The sequence below is a fragment of the Lysinibacillus boronitolerans JCM 21713 = 10a = NBRC 103108 genome (genome assembly GCF_000772935.1).
Taxonomy (GTDB): Bacteria; Bacillota; Bacilli; order Bacillales_A; family Planococcaceae; genus Lysinibacillus; species Lysinibacillus boronitolerans.
This window is the reverse complement of the sequence record NZ_JPVR01000080.1, coordinates 119,163-137,367: the sequence shown is the minus strand read 5'-3', so window position 1 is coordinate 137,367 and position 18,205 is coordinate 119,163. Positions and strand designations below refer to the sequence as shown.

Sequence of the window (18,205 nt, the reverse complement as noted above, 5' to 3'; positions counted from 1 at the left end):
AAAAACGAAACCTAAAATGGGAGATAATCGTAAACTAGGTACCAGAAATAAAGGAGCGCTTATAATATGGCAAAGCAAATAAAAAAATATATGGCTGTGACAACGGCATCTTTGATGGCTGTACAGCTAGCAGCATGTGGAAATAGTGAAACTCAAACAGTAGAAGAATACCCTTTAACTACTTCTAATCAGGTAACCGAAGATCAAAATCAAGCCATTACAAGTGATGAAATAGAAAGTGTTTACAATAGTGAAATGGCTGAAGCTTGTGATGAATGGCAAGAAGGTGATGATGGTTCCTTTGAATGTATCGATGAAAATTCACCTTACTATGCACAGCATTTCTTTAATGGTTTGATGTATGCAACGGCTGGAGCCATGATAGGAAGTGCGATATATAAAAGTCGCAATTTAAAAAATGGTACAGAGCGAGATGAGCAAAGCAATGGCGGCGGCTCAGCAGTGCCACGATCGTCATCAAGCGCTAAGGATGAGAGTAAACCAACAAATGGTATAACAAACAGTACGCAAAATAAGGCTAGTTCAACTTCAGGTAGCTCAACTTCAAGTGGATCAAATTCTTATTCGAGTGGACAACGCTCCTATTCGACGGATAGTTCATCTAAGAGTTCCAATTCCTACTCCAATAGCTCTTCCACAAGCACAGGAAAATCAGGCTTTGGTACTGGTGGGACATCTCGTGGCGGCTCGTCCTCCTCGTAAGGCTTGGGTAAGGAGTGAAGAACATGATGAATCACACACAGCAACGACAAGCATTTTACTCAAAATTTCCTGACTTCTTTCCTGACTTTGAGGATTTAGAGTATGCATTATATGATGTTTTAGAATTACCAAAGCAGCAAATTGATCAACTTTATTATGCAACACAAATACTTTGGCGCATCTTTTTAAAAGTCGGGAAACAATTTAAATATTTATCAGTCGATCAGCTCTTAGCCTTAGGTATTCGACCAGAAATGATCCCATATATTCAGTTAGATTATTTACAGCAGCAATCCATTCTGGCACGATTTGATTTTATTTGTACGGAGGAGGGCTACATTAAATGTTTAGAGTTAAATGGAGAAACACCTTTTCTTGTACAAGAAACCTTCAAGATGAATGACGCTCTATGTCAGCATTTTGGCTATAAAAATCCCAATGATGTATCAGCCTTACAAAAAGCATTGTCGGGCGCTCTTTTTGCTGCCATCCACTATTTACATGATGTCAAAAAGCCGAAGATTGTCATCACAGGTAAAACAGCGAAAGAGGACTATGAAGAATATTGTCAGGTACAGTTTATCAAGTCCTGTATTCCTTTTGACATTGAGTATGTGCCCATTCAAGAACTTATTATCTTTTCTAGTGATACATCTGAGGTAGCACAAGGTCTGTATACACCCACAATGGAGAAAATTGATATTTTATTTAGACCTGCACACCCTGTAGAGTTTTTAATAGATGATGTGGCAGCGGATGGTGATCGCATTGGCTTGCATCTTTTAGAGCTTGTCAAAAAAAGACAGCTGGCAATTATTAATCCACCTGCTGCCTATGTATTACAATCGAAAATCTTATTATGGTTAATATGGGAGCGGAGAAATGATCCATTGCTCTTTACTTCTGAGGAACGAGCAGCTATTTTGCAATATATGCTTCCTACATACCTGACAGCAGAGCCATTTATTCGAGGTGATATACCCTATGTCAAGAAGCCTGTTTATTCTCGTGAGGGAAATACAGTAGAAATTTACGCAGGAAGTGGGCGGAGAGTAAATGCTTCCACATCCAAACATTATAATGATAATTTGTTTATTTACCAACAGTATGTGGAGATGCCTAGTATAACTGTGCAGTTAAAAGAAGGATATCACGCTAAGAAGTGGCTAATTGGCTCATTTGTTGCGGATAACCAAGCATGTGGTTTAAGCTGTCGGGTAGGCAATCAAATTACAGAATGGGATTCACATTGGTTAGCCGTTGGTTACAAGGAATAGCAAATCTATAGTGCTGAAAAACAAAACCACCCATAAAATTTTTTTATAAGGTGAAAATGGATTGCCGTTGCAGGCTACTTGCTTTCCTGTGGGCGAGCGCCGAACCGCTTCCTTCGCTCCGCTCCGTGCAGGGTTTCGCCTGACTCGCTATCCCACGGGAGTCAAGTAGCCTTCCACTCCAACCTACAAAAGTGTTATCTTTTTAGCAAAGGTTTTCAAATAAAGTGAAGGTGTTCACTTCTTGTCACTCATCACTTCTCCAAATTGAAAATAAGAGCTTATCCCCTCTATGAATACAGATAATGGGCGATTTTATTACTATGCTACTATTAAAAAAGTAAAGACACTTTGCAGAATGGTTGATTGGAGAGGAGCCAGCGTCACTCCTAGAGGATTTAGCGTCACTGATGAGACCCTGGAGCGAACGTAAGTGAGAGAAGCGGCTCATTGGACGCCCCCTGGAAAGGACGCTGGCGGAACGGAAATCAACCCTTACCTTGCCAAAAGGTATTATTTCTCCTAGCGATATTATCTTTTTTCAACAACATGAATTGGCGAGACTTTTTAAAGTATCGCCAATCGTTTGGTCCTTATTCATTCCAGCCTTTACAGACATCGATCCATTCTTTATAGGGAGCATACGTTTCTAGCTCTGAAATGGTTACCTCGATGGCTGAATTACTACTACCGCACGCTGGAAATACTGTAGTAAAACGTTTCAGTGATTCATCTAAATAAATGGCTACGCCCTCGTTGACACCAAAAGGACATACACCCCCGACATCGTGGCCGATCATCGTCTCCACATCATCTTTGGATAACATCTTTGCCTTCGTACCAAATACGGCTTTATATTTTGCATTATCGATTTTTGCGTCACCAGCAGCCACAATTAAGATCGCTCCATCATTCACAAGAAAAGATAAAGATTTGGCTATGCGCTCTGGCTCACAGCCAAGCGCCTGTGCTGCTAATTCAACTGTTGCGGAGCTTTCTTCTAATTCTTGTATTTTGTGTTCTACATGCCATTGTGCTAAATGGCGGCGTACTTTTTCAATTGCCATATGTACATCCTCCTACTAATATCAATTATGCCTTAGCATAGGTTGTCGAGATTTTTTGAGATACATCGAAAAGCTCCCATTTCTATAGAGAGCGTTTTCTATATTTGATATACCACATTCACACAAAAAGCATTCATTAAATCAAGACAAATTTAATTTTACCATAATTTTCAGAATATATAGTTGTGAATGCTGTATCTTTCGGGTACCATTGGTGTAAGAGTGTAAAATTACACTAGGGAGGTCTTTGTATGCTTAAGTTTATACAAATAGTATCTATACTAATTGGTTTATCCTTTGTGACATTAATGGTGGCATTCATTATCACATTGAGTGGTGGACTGCATTTAATTTATTTGGTCTTTACTATACCTGTTTGTTTATTTGTCTGGATTGTTTGTAGCATGTTTAAATGGACCAACACAAAAAAACGAAGGGGCTTGCTATTTGGTGTCATGGGAATTGCCCTGTTGATTGCAGCCATCAAACCGATTCAACATTATTATAAAATGAGTATTCCCACTGTTGATGCGGAAATTGATGTAACAGTCTATCAGCCATTTGTCCCTGGCAATAAAGTAGTGAAGAATAAAGCTTCCTTACGATTGACAGAGTCATTACCACGATTAGATGGTGCAACAGCCATGTACCCTTTATATGCGGCTTTTGTGGAAGCTACTTATCCCAAAGGGGAATATCCTCCATATAATAGTAGAGTTCAAGTAAGTCGTACACCAGAGGCCTATCAAAATTTAATTGCTGGAGATGTTGATTTAATATTTGCGGCAGCCCCGTCCACCTCACAAGAATGGCAAGCAGAAAAAGAAGGACTTACATTTGATATGACGCCAATTGGTCGAGAGGCATTTGTCTTTTTTGTGCACCGTAAAAATAAAATCGATAATTTAACACTTGAGCAGGTCAAAAAAATATATGCTGGAGAAATAACTAATTGGCGTGAGGTGGGTGGGGAGGATGAGGCCATTCGTGCTTTCCAACGCCCAGCAGATAGTGGAAGCCAAACGACACTAGAAAAGCTGATGGGCAATACGCCAATCATGGAGGCACCCACTGAAGATGTTGCATCAGGAATGGGGGGAATCATTCGTGAAGTGTCGCAATATCGAAATTATAAAAATGCCTTGGGTTTTACATTTAGATATTATTCTACAGAGATGGTAGGTAACAAAAAGATCAAATTACTATCCATTGACGGAGTAGCACCAACAAAAGAGAATATTCAAAATGGGACATATCCTTTAGTGTCTGAATTTTATGCCATCACAGCAGGAACAGAAAATCAAAATGTACAGAAACTGATTGATTGGATACTTTCTGAGGAAGGGCAGGCAATAGTAGAAAAGGTTGGCTATGTACCAGTGGAAAATCATTAAATAGTTTGCTATACTAAGAGTAATAATCGAATAAAAGTTTTCTAGGGTTCCGTAGCGCTTGCTAGTCTGGTCCGAGAGAAAACCACAAATTGATTTTGTGACACGGAAGGATAAAAGCCTGGGAGATACTGTTTAAAGACAGTTTCTTCAGGCTTTTTTTGTTTGGCTAAAATCGAGTCATTCGGCGAATGCTGAAAAAGTAGTTGAATTAGCTAGTTATTCGGCCGTGTCTTATAAAATGGAGGTATTTATCATGAATAAACAATGGATCAGCGTTATTATAGCGGCTTGCTTTGAAGTTGGCTGGGTCATTGGGTTAAAGCATGCAACAAGTGTACTGGAATGGATTGGTACAGCAATTGCCATTTTTATTAGTTTTTATTTACTCATTAAAGCAGGTGAGCATCTACCAGTTGGGACCGTCTATGCAATATTTGTCGGATTAGGGACAGCTGGTACTGTATGTGCCGATAGCTTGCTATTTGGAGAGCCGTGGAAATTAGCAAAAATTATATGTATTGTTGTGTTGCTTGCAGGAGTTGTTGGCTTAAAGCTTGTAACGGGAGAGCCTAAGGAACAAGAGGTGAATGAATAATGGCATGGATGGCATTAGTTGTTGCAGGGTTATGTGAAATGATGGGCGTATATATGATTAGTAAATATAATAAGACGAAGAGTATGGAAAATTTAGGACTGTTGATTAGTGCATTCACCTTAAGTTTTGCAGGCCTTGCCTATGCGATGGAAACATTACCAATGGGTACTGCCTATGCGATCTGGACAGGGATTGGTGCAGCTGGGGGAGCACTGCTAGGTATGCTGTTTTTTAATGAATCTAAGGACTGGCGACGCATCGTTTGTATTGTCCTTGTATTAGGAGCAGCAATCATGTTGAAATTGCTATCATAATTAAACAGGCACTCCTTATGCAGGAGTGCCTGTTTTTATATTATTTTTTTACGTCTTTTGTCCATTCGGCCACTTTATCTGGATTAGCATCAACCCATTCTTTCGCAGCGTCTTTTGGATCTTTACCATCCATTACTTGTAACATAACACTTTCTAAATCTTCTGCTGTCCAGTGGAAGTTATCGAGTACTGAATATACATCTGGTAAATCTTCTTTTAGGCCTTTACGTACGAATGTATTAATCGTTTCTTCTCCACCATATACACCCTTTGGATCTTCTAAGTATTTAAGATCATATTTCGCAAATTTCCAGTGGGGTGACCAGCCTGTGACAATAATCTCTTCCTTATCTTTCAGCGCTTTTGATAATGCAGTTGTCATGGCGCCAGAAGACGAAGTAATGAAGTTCCAATCTGCTAAATTATCATATTCTTCTATTGCTTTTTCTGTAGCAGCAGTAATGCCTGCACCTGGCTCAATACCAGTGATTGTATGATCTGCTTCATTAGATAAATCTTCAATAGAATTGACATTCATATAGCTTGGTACAACTAAACCGATTTTTGCACCAGCAAGGTTTTCACCTAGCTCATCTAAATCAGCTTTATACTTTTCATATTGTGAAGCATGTGTATGTGGTAGCCACGCAGCAACCATTCCATCAGCTTCTCCTTTTGAGACAGCCTCCCACATGATCGCATTATCCAAAGGAGTTAATGTTACATCATATCCTAAATCTTCGAGTACCTGCCCAACAACATTCGTTGAGGCAATTTCTGTATCCCACTCAACATAGGCTAGGTTTACCTCCTTAGAATCACTGTTTTTTCCAGAACTTGAGCCTGAGTCTCCTCCACTACATGCAGCAAGCATGAAGCCTAGACCTAGAGCCATTCCTAACTTTGAAAGTGTTTTCAGTTTCATCGAATCTCCCTTTCTCTTCATCATTTTATATCAAACTGCCGGCATCCATCGGAGGATGGAAGGTAGCAAGAAAGATGACAATTATAGTGCTTTCTTTTTATTAAAGCTTTGTGTTAAGCGGTCAATAATGATCGCGAAAATAACTAAACCTAAACCTGCAACGAAGCCATTCCCAACTTGGGTACGTTGTAGGGCTGTTAATACTTCACGTCCTAGACCTGGAGCACCGATCATAGAGGCAATAACTACCATAGAAAGTGACAGCATAACGGTTTGGTTAATCCCTGCCATAATGGTTGATTTAGCAAGGGGAATTTCTACTTTAAATAATTTTTGTCTAGCTGTACTACCATAGGAGTCAGCAGCTTCCACTAATTCTTTTGGTACTTGACGAATACCAAGGTTTGTCATACGTACAGTTGGGGGTAAAGCAAAGATAACGGATGCAAAGACACCAGGTACAATACCAATACCAAAAAAGGCAACAGCTGGAATTAAATACACAAAGCCAGGCATTGTTTGCATGAAATCTAGTATTGGTTTAATAATGTTTTCAGCTACCGTTGATTTTGACATTAGAATACCAAGTGGAATACCGATGATGATGGATATAATACTGGAAAAGATCACAAGCGTGGTTGTTTCCATAAGATGAGTCCATAATCCTTGGTTATAGATAAACAACAAGCCAATTAAAGAGAATGCAGCAAGCCCTAACTTTTTGCCTGAAACGAAGAAGGCAAATATCACGACAAGAAGTATAAGAATAATGGCTGGGATACTAATTAATAAATCAGTGACCTGATTCATGAGTAGTTTTCCAAATTGCTGATTAGAGTTAAAGAACGCTGAAAAATTACTCGTCAACCAGTCCATAGCTGATTCTACCCACGGAGCTAGTGGTAATGTTGGAATATTATCTAAAAAGTTATTCATGTGCTTCGGCCTCCTCATCGCTCGTTGACAGTGCTTGGATGACAACGCCCCTAATTAGTACACCAAGCAAGCGACCATCTTTCACAACGGCAATAGGAGTAGGAGAATTATAAATCATCCCTAAAATATCCTGTAGTAGCATATCTGGTGGAACTGTTAATACTTCTGATTGCACAATAGAATGGACGGTTTGCTCTTGTTTCTTTGCTGCAGCTAGTGCATCGTCTGCAGTGATATAGCCTTTTAAATGTCTATTTTTATCAACAGCCATTAATAAACTAACAGCTTCCTGACGCATACGTTTTAGTGCCACTTTAGGGCCATCTAGGTCTGTATTGACAGAAACTGGTCGTACCATGACATTTTCAGCTGTCAATACTTTAGAACGATCCACATCTTCCACGAATGTTTTGACATAATCATTTGCTGGGTTGGTTAATATTTCTTCTCCCGTACCAATCTGAATGATAGAGCCATCCTTCATAATGGCAATGCGATCCCCAATGCGTAATGCTTCATTTAAATCATGTGTGATAAATAAGATCGTTTTTTTCAATGTCTGTTGTAGATCGAGTAGCTCATCTTGCATTTCCTTGCGAATCAATGGATCGAGTGCAGAAAATGCTTCATCCATTAGCAATATTTCAGGATCATTAGCGAGGGCTCGTGCTAAACCAACACGCTGTTGCATACCACCTGATAATTGACTCGGATACTGGTCTTTATAAGCGAGTAATCCAGCATTTTCTAAAGCCTGTTCAGCTTTTGCTTGCCGTTCTTCTTTTGAAATACCTCGAATCTCAAGGCCATATTCGGTGTTTTGAAGTAATGTTCGATGGGGGAATAAACCGAAGTTTTGGAAAACCATGCTCATTTTGTTTCTTCTTACAGACCGTAGACTTTCTTTTCCCATGGTAGAAATATTTTCTCCATCGATATATATATTTCCGCTCGTTGGTTCAATTAGGCGGTTTAAAAGCCGTATAAGCGTGGATTTGCCACTTCCTGACAATCCCATGATAACGAAGATTTCTCCTTCGTTGACAGTAAAGCTTGCATCGTATACACCAACAGTTGCACCTGTTTCTTTTAAGATATCAGTCTTACTTTTTTGTTGCTTAACGAGTTCTAGTGCTTGGGGAATATGTTTGCCAAACACTTTCGATACGTGTTCTATTTTAATTTTTTCCATAGAAGCACTCCTTTCGTAGATTATTACTATGTGAGGATAATGATACCCAAAAATAAACAAGTAACAACCTTACTGTAGCAAAGGGTTGTTACTTTTGTCAAATCGACAAATAAGAAAAAACCCGCTTAAACGCTGTTATATCAGCGCTTAAACGGATTTTAATTTGGGTATAAAAAGCTTTGAACTCTAGCGAAACTTTCATCATTTCCAACAAAATAAATTATGTCACCTTCTTCAAATGAGACATAAGGACCAGGGGATAGTAATAATTCATTACCGCGTCTAATACCAACGATGGTGCTAGAAGTATTTTGCCAAAAATTTAAAGCTTGGACAGTTTGATGAATGCATGGACTATCCGCTGTCATTTCTAATTGATAGGGAATGAACGGATTGACTGATCGGTAATGCTCCGTGCGGCTAATTAGTTGCTTTGCCTTATCTTGTAAATTAATTAATTCATGATGTTGCTTTTGAATACTTGTCAAAAGTTCATTTTGTATTTCATGAATCGATTGTACATCATGAAACTGTCTGACGAATTGAGCCGCTTTTTCATACGATTTTATAATTACGCCGCTACCTTTAGAAGCTTCCACGATTTCTAAGTCTTGCAAAACGGCAATAGCTCTTCTTGCAGTCTCAGCGGAAACATTATATTGACTGGCAAGAGAGGATCTTGCATATATTTTATCGCCAATGCGGTATTTTCTTTCAACAATCTTGGAGGCGAGATCAATGGCTATTTGTTGATATTTTGGTTGCTTTAGTTGAACAGTTTTTTCTAAGTTCATGTTAAACTTCCTTTCGTCATTACAGTACCACAGCTTATTATAGACTAGCCTGCACAGAAAAAATAGCATCTCCATAAGCTAGTAGTATATGATGAAAAAGTAATAATAAAATTCCCATCACTTATAATTATAATTATTAGAGTAATAGCTGTTGTTTGACACTTTTTAGTTATTATTATAAACTAAGTTACATTATGTAAGTGATGTGAAAATACATGTGCTCAGTTGGTGAATTTCACTAACTGTTTCTATAGAAGGTTGGAGATTAATATGACAATTACGACTAAAGTGATGGACATAGTGAAAGATAAAATGACGATAGTAAAGCATACAAATACAGAGAATATTTGCCTAGTTGGACCAGTGAAATTACCTGTAAAACAAGGTGATTTTTCTGCAACTTTTCAATGGTATAACTGGCTTAAAATTGATGCAGATTTAACAAAAGAAGAAATCATTGATGGATTAGCCACTGCCAATTTAGCATTTTTGCAACAATCTTCAGTGCTTGTATATGGTGATTTTACCCATTCAGAAGATGCTTTAATCCGAATGCATAGTATTTGTCACACGGGCGACATATTTGGCAGTCAGCGTTGTGATTGTGGATACCAGTTGCATGAGTCTATGAAAATGATTGTTGAGCATGGCTGTGGTGCTATATTTTATTTAGCCGATCATGAAGGCCGTGGTATTGGACTATTCTCAAAATCTCTTGCTTACTTATTGCAAGAGGAGGGGCTAGATACAGTTGAAGCAAACCATGCACTTGGCTTCCCAGATGACACACGATCTTATGAAGAAGCACTTGCTGTATTAGCTACACTGCGTACAAAACCTGTAACACTTATTACAAATAATCCGAAGAAACTGGCTGCATTACAGGCTCGTGGCATGGCTGCGGAAGGGCATGTTCCTTTATGGGGCGGTTTGACAGAGACGAATCGTTTTTATTTAGAAACGAAAGTTGAAAAATCTGGACATATACGTGAAAAGCAATAGGTGGAGGTTGCAAGGATGATGAATGTAGATGAAAAGTATATGCAACTAGCATTAGATTTAGCTGCTAGTGCCAAAGGAAATACGAACCCTAATCCACTTGTTGGGGCTGTAATCGTGAAGAATGACATGATTGTAGGCACAGGTTTACACAGAAAAGCAGGAGAACCACATGCTGAGGTGCATGCTTTTCGAATGGCTGGAGAGCATGCAAAGGGTGCTACGTTATATGTAACGTTAGAGCCTTGTTCACATTATGGTAAGACACCGCCTTGTGCAAATTTAGTGAAGGAATCTGGTGTCAGTCGAGTGGTAGTTGCTATGCAAGATCCGAACCCAACTGTAGCAGGTCGTGGTATTCAATTGCTGAAAGATGCGGGAATAGTGGTAGAAGTTGGTGTTTTAGAGCAACAAGCGCGCCGCTTAAATGAGCGTTTTATTCACAATATGCTTTCACAACGCCCTTTTGTTATTTCAAAATTTGCTATGACTTTAGATGGGAAAATTGCCACGCATACAGGGCATTCAAAATGGGTAACTGGTGAGGCTGCACGTGAGGATGTTCACCATCTTCGTCATGAAGTGGATGGAATTCTAGTTGGCGTGGGTACAGTCATTGCTGACAATCCTTCTTTAACAACGAGATTAAAAGAAGGATACGGAAAAAGCCCAACACGTATTATTATGGATAGTTCTCTACGTACACCCGACAATGCAAATGTATTAAATACAGAGGATGCACCAACGATTCTTGTTTGTAGTGATGATGTAAGCCAAGAAAAGATTGCTTTATTTACAGAAAAAGGCGTTACAGTTTTACCTGTACAAAAAAATGAATATGGACTACAGATTGATGAGATGCTGGAAAAACTTTATACACATGGCATAACAGATATTTTGCTAGAAGGTGGAAGTAAAATAAATGCTTCCTTTTTACAGCAAGGTGCAATCGATAAATATGTGGTATATATAGCGCCTAAAGTTTTAGGTGGAAATCTATCATTAACACCGTTTGCTGGCTATAACCCCTCTCTCATGCATGAGGCATGGAATGTTGAATTTGCTTCATTTGATAAAATAGGTGAGGATTTGCGTATTATTGCTTATCCAAAGCAGGGTGAAGAAAAGTGAACTATCAAGCAGATGTCTGTATAGTAGGGGCAGGGCCTGCTGGTGTATTGTTATCCTACCTCCTTGCTAAAAAAGGGCTGTCGGTGATTCTACTAGAGCAAAACATAGCACTTGGTCAGGCATTTCGTGGCGAGCATTTAAATGAGGAGGGGGAGGCTGTTTTAAAAAGCCATCATCTTTTCGAAGCAGTCGAGGCACTCGGTATATTACGAATGGAGAAGCTTGAGTATTATGTTGGTGGCAGAGCATTTAAAACGATTCTTCCAGATGAAGCAATAGGACATTTAGGCATTCATGTACCACAGGCAAATTTATTAAAAGCAATTTTACAAAAAGCACAACCGTTCCCTAACTTTACATGCCTGCTACATACAAAGGTTACCAAGCTGATTGTGGATGCTACAGGTCATTATAGTGGCGTTATGGCGATAAAAAATGGAGACCCTATAAAAATCGATAGTCAGTTAATTATCGGTGCGGATGGTCGTTATTCTACTATTCGTAAGCAAGCACAAATTGATGTTCAGAAACAGAAGCATGGCTTTGATTTACTGTGGGCTAAAATTCCCGCACCCGCTGATTGGGAGCCATCTATAAAAATGGCACTCATCGATGATAAGCAGCTGTCATTGTTTACACAAGTTGGTGGTTATATTCAAATAGGCTGGAATATTGAGCAAGGTAGTTTCCCTCAGCTTCGAAAACTAGCATTTACACCCTTTATCCAGCAGCTTGTGGAGGCATTTCCACAATTAACGAAAACAGTACAGGCACAAATAACATCCTGGCAGGATTTTGTTTTGCTTGATGTCTTTAGTAGCCATTGTAATAGTTGGGGGACAAAGGGCCTTGTCTTGCTAGGGGACGCCGTTCACACAATGACACCAACAGGCGCTTTTGGGCTAAATAGTGCACTAAAAGATGCAGATTGTCTTGCAGCATTGCTAAATAAAGACACGCTAGGACAATTTAACGTACAATATTTTCAACAAATGCGTGAGCAAGCCATTGAGGAAGTATTAGCAAAACAAATTGAAAAAGAGCAAACATTTGCTTCTAATTTTATAAACAAGGCTTCGTGAAAGGACGAACAACTAGATGAAGTTTGGCTTTGATATAGATGACACATTAATTGATTTACGCGCACATGCCTTTTCACTTTATAATAAAAAGCTTGGCAAAAATGTTTCCTTTGAAACCTTTCAAGCAATACAACGAGTAGAAATTCATGAACCATTTGGATTAACAGATGAGGAAGGTTCAGCCATGTGGAATAGCGTATTAGAAGAGATCTATTTTACGGATTGTCCTTCTTTTGAAGGTGCTTTAAAAACCCTCCAAACTTTAGCGGAGCAGGGACATGACATTTACTATATTACATCTCGTCCAAAACAATATTGTGCGCAAACAAAAGCTTGGATGGAAGCACAGGGCTTTCCAATAACAGACGGTCATTTTTTCTGTGGCATGCAAGATGCAGAAAAAGTAGCCATTATAAAAGAGCTTGCTTTAGATATTTATGTAGATGATAAACCTGCAGTACTTGAAACGCTTCATGATGTGACAACTAAGGTAATATTAAAGAATCAATCTTATAACCAGCATGTAAATCTTCCACGTTTAGATGATTGGCAAGAGTTTCAAATGATGTTAATAAAATAAAGGATTGGTGCAACGGTTAGTCGTTGCACCAATCCTTTTTTGCTAAAATCGACTAAGCTTAAAGGTAGATAAATCTTGTTTACTTTTTCCTTCTACAATTAAATCTGCAAGAGCTTCCCCAACGGCACTACTAAATTTAAAGCCATGACCCGAAAAACCTGCAGCAATCACAATATTCTGATGTTCAGGTAAAAAGTCGATAATGAAATCTTCATCTGGTGTCATCGAATACTTACATGTTTTTCCATATTTAAGTGCTCCATGCTGAGGCATAAACTGCTCAATGAAGTTTTGTAAGTCAACAGCATCAGATGCATCAAACGGACGTAGAGGGTCGTTTGGATTAACCACATCACCACCATCGTGTCGACCAAGTTTTAACCCCGATCCATCAATACTTGGAAAACCGTAGTAGGTTGAATCAGCAAATTCAAAGCAATAGGCTGGAAAAATTTCATCCCGATACAGCTGCTCATCTGCCTCAAACCATGCAAAGGTTTTCCGCGTTGGTGTGACGGGTATGCTCACGTCTACTGTTTGCAGTAACTCTGTCGCCCATGCACCTGCAGTTACTATTAATTGCTTTGCTTTATAGCTATTATGTACTGTTTGTACCTGTACAATTTCACCAGCCTGGATAGCCAATACTTTTTCATTTGTTCGAAGGCTTGCACCCGCCTCTAAGGCTAATTTCTTATAGGCTTGGATACATGCTTCAACACGAAGGACACCAGCTGTTGGTTCAAAGCAAGCAACTAAATTTTTTGGCAAGGATAGCCCTGGCCATTTGTTCATCGCTTCATCAGCTGAATAGTGTTCAAGCGCTAAATCATAGAGCACAGCACTCGCCTTCACATTTTGAATAAAAGCACATGTTGGCTCTCCAATATTAACTACACCAGTTTGTAAAAATAAGCTTTCATTTGCTAAAGACTCTAGCTCTTGCCAAAGCTCGCCAGCTCTTTTTACGAAAGGTACATAGCTAGCTCCTTCACCATAAGCAAAGCGAATGATTCTTGTATCCCCATGATGACTACCTTCTTCATGTGGGGGAGTAAAGGCGTCTAGCATAAGTACATTTTTGCCTTCCTTTGCTAAATAATAACCAGCCGCCATCCCCATGGAGCCAGCACCAACTATAATGACATCATAGTCCATTTTAATCCCTACTTTTTTGCTCTAGTATAACAGATTTATAGAGAAGGAAACAGAAATTTTAGAAAATAAATAGACACAGCACCTCTAACCCGAATGGACTAGAGGTGCTGTTTGATGTAGATAGCTACTATTTTGAGCTTGGTAGAATTTTATGAAGGAAAATCGCTACGAGCGCGGCGGTCGCAATAGGCGAACCAAATAAATATTGAACGGTTGTAGGTAATGAATAGAGGAAATCATCAGGCAATAATGTCAAAGCTAACGTTAAAATAACAGGAATTGCAATAACATACATTTCCTTTTCACCAATGTGTTCATTTTTCATGACCTGTAAGCCACTAATGGCAATGATGCCGCAGACGATCACAAATACACCGCCAATAACGGCTGAAGGAATCGCTGAAATAAGTGCTGCTAATTTACCAGAGAAGCCGAAGACGATAAACCAAATACCTGCTGCTATAAATACTCGACGGCTCGCAATTCCAGTAATAGAAATAACACCTGCATTTGTGGAGTAACCAGTAACAGGAGTGGAACCAAGTAAAGAAGCAATAAAGCAGCCTATTCCTTCACCAATAACCCCACGATTAATTTGTCTATTTGTTAAAGGTTGGTCGATGACATTGCTAATAGCAAACCAAGTTCCTGTTGTTTCTGCCATTAAGACAATATATATAATGATCATTGTGATAATAGCAGAAATATTAAAGCTAAAACTAAAATCTGCAAATGGAATTTGTGGCATACTAAACCATTTGGCTTGCGATATAGGAGATAAATCTAAAACACCCATTATATTTGCTGCAATACTACCAGCAATTAAGGCAATGATGACAGAAGCTATTCGGAATAGACGTCCTTTTTGATGGAAGACTGTGCCTAACATGACACAAATAATTAACACGAATGCTGTGATCAGCGCTAAATAGATGTTTTGATTAATAGATGCACCTGCTCCATTAAAAATATTATCACTTAAACCAACAGGCATTAAGGACAGCCCTACCACAAAGATAATTGTTCCACCAACAATTGGTGGAATAAATGTTTGGACAATTTTATTGAAGATGCCTGTATAGCCTAAAATGATAACCAAAATGGCTCCAATTAAACTAGCACCTAGCACAGTACTCCAACCTAGATCACCACTACCACTTGCTGCATAGATCCCAATAATGGCACCAAGTGGAACATAGGATGGACCTTGTGCCATCGGTAATTTCATACAAAAATGTGTTTGCACAATCGTCGCGATCCCAGCTGCAATAAAGGTTGATTGAATCAATGCGCTTGCCTGACCAGTTTGTAAGCCGATTAGCATGGCAATTAAAAAGGGCACCACGTATACATCCATAGCCATAACATGCTGTAAACCGAGTAGAGCAGACTGACCGAACGAAATTTTTTCATCTGGTAATACGGTTAATTGTGTTTGTTTTGTTTGATTAGTTAGTTTTCTATGTTGTGTTTCCACGAAGTTGTACACCTCAAAATGATAGATTTTTAGTAGAGAATAAGAGAATGATTAGTCTCTCGTATGAACTTTATTTCCTTGCACCCAAACCTCGCGGATATTTTCTGGGCGTACAAGATACATGATTTTTTGGAATATATCGTGTAAATCTTCATTTTGATCAAAAATCGGAAGCTTAGCAGTAGAGATTTTTGTATCGATAATTTGTACATCCCATGTATAGTTTTCCTGTAAACGGCCAATTGGAAGACTTAAGCTTTCTCCACCACCAGCTGTCGCGAGATAGAAGGCCTCATTAATGGTAATGCGTGAATTTGGCACACCACGCTTTTCAGCTACAATAGCTGTATCTACACCATCCTCTAACATTCTCGATGACATAACAGCTTGTCTTGCATTATCAAAAAGACTAGGAGAAAATCCACCTGAAACATCTGAGCCCAATCCAATATCAACGCCCATTGCATGGAAGCGGGCGATTGGAATCACGCTGTTTGCAAAATAGGCATTAGAGATTGGACAATGGCCAATGGCAGTGCCAGTTTCAGCAAATAATCGGGCATCCTCATCACTTAAGAAATTACAATGAGCCATGACAGATTTATCACCTAACAAACCAAAGTCATGTAAGGCAACGGCATCATTTTTGTTGAATCGTTCTTTGACGTAGCCGTGCTCCCAGTCACTTTCACTACAATGTGATTGAATATGTGTATCGTATTTCGCAGCCAGTTCACCTAAGCCCTTTAAGGCACCGTCCGTACAGCTTGGAATAAAGCGAGGCGTGACAACAGGATAAACACCCTGTTTAGTCGTTTTGGCTAAATCTTTTACAGCTAAAATAAATTCTTCCGTATCTTCTAATGCGGTTTTTGTATTTTCATCTCGATAAAAATCAGGATTCTGCTCAGGGTCATCCATGACTACTTTTCCGACTAGTCCTCGCTGTCCCTTTTCAGCACAGATTTTCGCTAAAAGTACACTGGCGTCCTTATGAACCGTCGCAAAATATAATGATGTAGTTGTACCATTGGCAAGAAGTGTGCTTACTAAATCCTCATAAACTTCTTGAGCAAATGCTAAATCGGAGAATTTTGATTCGATAGGGAAAGTATATGTATTTAACCAATCGTAAAGAGGAATGTCTAAAGCTGTCCCAGATTGTGCCCATTGAGGTGCATGTACATGCAAATCGACAAATCCTGGTAGGAAATATTGCCCTTCAGCTAATGCATGGAAGTTATTTTGATCTTGATATGTAATTAATAGTTGTTGGTAATCAGCTTGTTCAGGAGCGACAGTTTTAACAATCATGCCGTCAGCATTAATGAAAAATAAATAATCCTTTAAAATGTGAACGTCAGTAGCAGATTTACTAGTAAAAGCTGTTCCTTTAAAAATATGCGTATATTCAGACATAAAAACCACCTTAATGTTCGTTTATTGATAATAACACGGATTATTATAGGCTATAAAAACTATTAAGTCTATAAAAAAACGAATATTAGTATGGTGACTAAAGAAATATATGCACCTTTTTAACTACATTTTTACAGCTTTGACAAGCGTTGATAGATAACAAAAGAAGGCACCTATTTGAGAGTGCCTTCTTTCTACATGATCGATTCATTGATGATGTGAAGAAAATTATTAAAGGATGTGGAGTGATGCAATTCATTTTTTCTTGTACAAAGGTAGATCGGACGTTGAATATCAATGTCCTTAATAAAAACGCGGGCAACTTGCTGCTGTAGAATAAAGCTAGAAGCTGCTATGGATGGTGCTAGCATTGTACCAAAACCTGCTGCAATGGCATGTATGGATTCATTAATCCCATCTAGTTGTAAACCTACTTTCGGTGGAGGAATTTTATGCACTTTACATAGGGCATTTAAGTATTCTTTTGTGGAACTACCATCCTCCCTTGTGACGAAGGGCTGCTGCATAAGTTCTGCAAGGGATACTGTTTGACCTGCCAGATGATGATTGTACGGCACAATAAACCAATAATCCAAATTCATTAGAAATTGATAATTAATATCAGCATGATGTCCATCTTCTTTGACGATAAAAGCTAAATCAGCTTTATAATGGAGTAAATCCTCAATTACTTGCTGGGAATTGGCGGTCTTTAAATGAATATGTGTTGCTGGATAAACTTGTTTAAATTGAGCTAACCATTTAGGTAGTAAAAAATGAGAGGGAACATGTGTGGAGGCAATTTGCAATTCTTCATTGCCCGTATTTTTAAGCTGTTCAACTTTATTTTCAATATCAGTTTCTAGATCAAATAAGCGCTGTGCCTGTTTGTATAAAAAAGTACCATTTTGTGTTAGCGAAATGCCCCTACCTTTGGATTCTAGCAATGTCAAACCTAGTTCTTTCTCTAAATTTCGAATTTGAATGGTTACAGCAGGCTGACTAATCATAAGCGTCTGTGCCGCTTTGGAAACACTATTGAGTTCAGCCACCTTTGTAAATAAACGTAGAGCATGTAAATTCATGTCGTTACACCTTTCATAAATTTTTTTTATGCTTTTATATACATTATATATTAGATTTAT

Annotated in this window: 18 protein-coding genes and 1 riboswitch; of the genes, 9 read left to right on the top strand and 9 right to left on the bottom strand. The window is 38.8% G+C overall.

The window, feature by feature from the left end; genetic code table 11:
• The first annotated feature begins 66 nt into the window (after nucleotides 1-66).
• Together CD31_RS19105 and CD31_RS19100 are read left to right on the top strand one after the other, a co-directional pair.
• A complete protein-coding gene (locus CD31_RS19105) occupies nucleotides 67-723 on the top strand; it encodes a hypothetical protein (protein ID WP_036080111.1) in 657 nt (218 codons plus the stop codon).
• Between the two features lie 23 nt (nucleotides 724-746).
• Nucleotides 747-2,000 carry a glutathionylspermidine synthase family protein gene (locus CD31_RS19100; protein WP_036080108.1) on the top strand — a complete coding sequence of 418 codons (1,254 nt, stop codon included), beginning with the start codon at nucleotides 747-749 and terminating at the stop codon, nucleotides 1,998-2,000.
• 590 nt (nucleotides 2,001-2,590) lie between these two features.
• On the opposite strand, the gene CD31_RS19095 is transcribed toward CD31_RS19100, so the two are convergent.
• The gene (locus CD31_RS19095; RefSeq protein WP_004232289.1) at nucleotides 2,591-3,064 is read right to left on the bottom strand and encodes a YbaK/EbsC family protein; all 474 of its coding nucleotides are present in this window, start codon (nucleotides 3,062-3,064) and stop codon (nucleotides 2,591-2,593) included.
• Between the two features lie 251 nt (nucleotides 3,065-3,315).
• Here CD31_RS19095 and CD31_RS19090 point away from each other — a divergent pair, with 251 nt between their 5' ends.
• The 3 genes from CD31_RS19090 to CD31_RS19080 all read left to right on the top strand — a co-directional run bounded on the left by CD31_RS19090 (nucleotide 3,316) and on the right by CD31_RS19080 (nucleotide 5,367).
• The gene (locus tag CD31_RS19090; RefSeq protein ID WP_036080105.1) at nucleotides 3,316-4,458 is read left to right on the top strand and encodes a PstS family phosphate ABC transporter substrate-binding protein; all 1,143 of its coding nucleotides are present in this window, start codon (nucleotides 3,316-3,318) and stop codon (nucleotides 4,456-4,458) included.
• Nucleotides 4,459-4,488: 30 nt separating this feature from the next.
• Nucleotides 4,489-4,585: riboswitch (guanidine-I (ykkC/yxkD leader) on the top strand.
• Between the two features lie 126 nt (nucleotides 4,586-4,711).
• On the top strand, nucleotides 4,712-5,053 hold the full coding sequence (locus tag CD31_RS19085; protein ID WP_036080098.1) for a DMT family transporter: 342 nt from the start codon (nucleotides 4,712-4,714) through the stop codon (nucleotides 5,051-5,053).
• Nucleotides 5,053-5,367, top strand: coding sequence for a DMT family transporter (locus CD31_RS19080; RefSeq protein ID WP_036080095.1), 315 nt, complete (start codon nucleotides 5,053-5,055; stop codon nucleotides 5,365-5,367). The genes CD31_RS19085 and CD31_RS19080 overlap by 1 nt, the downstream gene beginning before the upstream one ends.
• Before the next feature lie 40 nt (nucleotides 5,368-5,407).
• Here the strand turns inward: CD31_RS19080 and CD31_RS19075 are convergent, their stop codons facing one another.
• From CD31_RS19075 to CD31_RS19060, 4 genes are all read right to left on the bottom strand, one after another.
• A complete protein-coding gene (locus tag CD31_RS19075) occupies nucleotides 5,408-6,292 on the bottom strand; it encodes a glycine betaine ABC transporter substrate-binding protein (protein WP_016991839.1) in 885 nt (294 codons plus the stop codon).
• Between the two features lie 81 nt (nucleotides 6,293-6,373).
• Entirely contained in the window at nucleotides 6,374-7,228 is an 855-nt protein-coding gene (locus CD31_RS19070; protein WP_036080094.1) for an ABC transporter permease, read from the bottom strand.
• On the bottom strand, nucleotides 7,221-8,420 hold the full coding sequence (locus tag CD31_RS19065) for a quaternary amine ABC transporter ATP-binding protein (RefSeq protein ID WP_016991841.1): 1,200 nt from the start codon (nucleotides 8,418-8,420) through the stop codon (nucleotides 7,221-7,223). The genes CD31_RS19070 and CD31_RS19065 overlap by 8 nt, the downstream gene beginning before the upstream one ends.
• 158 nt (nucleotides 8,421-8,578) lie before the next feature.
• A complete protein-coding gene (locus CD31_RS19060; RefSeq protein WP_036080093.1) occupies nucleotides 8,579-9,214 on the bottom strand; it encodes a GntR family transcriptional regulator in 636 nt (211 codons plus the stop codon).
• Nucleotides 9,215-9,484: 270 nt separating this feature from the next.
• Here CD31_RS19060 and CD31_RS19055 point away from each other — a divergent pair, with 270 nt between their 5' ends.
• The 4 genes from CD31_RS19055 to CD31_RS19040 are packed head-to-tail and all read left to right on the top strand — an operon-like array spanning nucleotide 9,485 to nucleotide 13,006.
• Nucleotides 9,485-10,216: a GTP cyclohydrolase II gene (locus tag CD31_RS19055; protein WP_016991843.1), complete on the top strand. Its 732-nt coding sequence runs from the start codon at nucleotides 9,485-9,487 to the stop codon at nucleotides 10,214-10,216.
• A gap of 15 nt (nucleotides 10,217-10,231) precedes the next feature.
• Nucleotides 10,232-11,344 (top strand): bifunctional diaminohydroxyphosphoribosylaminopyrimidine deaminase/5-amino-6-(5-phosphoribosylamino)uracil reductase RibD, encoded by a 1,113-nt coding sequence (ribD, locus tag CD31_RS19050; RefSeq protein ID WP_081977522.1) that lies wholly within the window; start codon nucleotides 10,232-10,234, stop codon nucleotides 11,342-11,344.
• Entirely contained in the window at nucleotides 11,341-12,426 is a 1,086-nt protein-coding gene (locus CD31_RS19045) for an FAD-dependent monooxygenase (protein WP_036080090.1), read from the top strand. Before ribD ends, CD31_RS19045 begins: the two co-directional genes overlap by 4 nt.
• Nucleotides 12,427-12,442: 16 nt before the next feature.
• Nucleotides 12,443-13,006, top strand: coding sequence for a 5' nucleotidase, NT5C type (locus CD31_RS19040; protein WP_016991846.1), 564 nt, complete (start codon nucleotides 12,443-12,445; stop codon nucleotides 13,004-13,006).
• Nucleotides 13,007-13,048: 42 nt separating this feature from the next.
• Here CD31_RS19040 and solA read toward each other — a convergent pair whose 3' ends face one another.
• The 4 genes from solA to CD31_RS19020 form a co-directional block, all read right to left on the bottom strand.
• Nucleotides 13,049-14,164 (bottom strand): N-methyl-L-tryptophan oxidase, encoded by a 1,116-nt coding sequence (gene solA, locus CD31_RS19035; RefSeq protein ID WP_036080087.1) that lies wholly within the window; start codon nucleotides 14,162-14,164, stop codon nucleotides 13,049-13,051.
• A 127-nt stretch (nucleotides 14,165-14,291) separates the two neighbouring features.
• Nucleotides 14,292-15,641, bottom strand: a complete 1,350-nt coding sequence (locus CD31_RS19030; protein ID WP_036080084.1) for a uracil-xanthine permease family protein — start codon at nucleotides 15,639-15,641, stop codon at nucleotides 14,292-14,294.
• A 51-nt stretch (nucleotides 15,642-15,692) separates the two neighbouring features.
• Nucleotides 15,693-17,060, bottom strand: a complete 1,368-nt coding sequence (guaD, locus tag CD31_RS19025; RefSeq protein WP_016993217.1) for a guanine deaminase — start codon at nucleotides 17,058-17,060, stop codon at nucleotides 15,693-15,695.
• A gap of 194 nt (nucleotides 17,061-17,254) precedes the next feature.
• Nucleotides 17,255-18,145, bottom strand: a complete 891-nt coding sequence (locus tag CD31_RS19020; RefSeq protein ID WP_036080081.1) for a LysR family transcriptional regulator — start codon at nucleotides 18,143-18,145, stop codon at nucleotides 17,255-17,257.
• Nucleotides 18,146-18,205 lie beyond the last annotated feature (60 nt).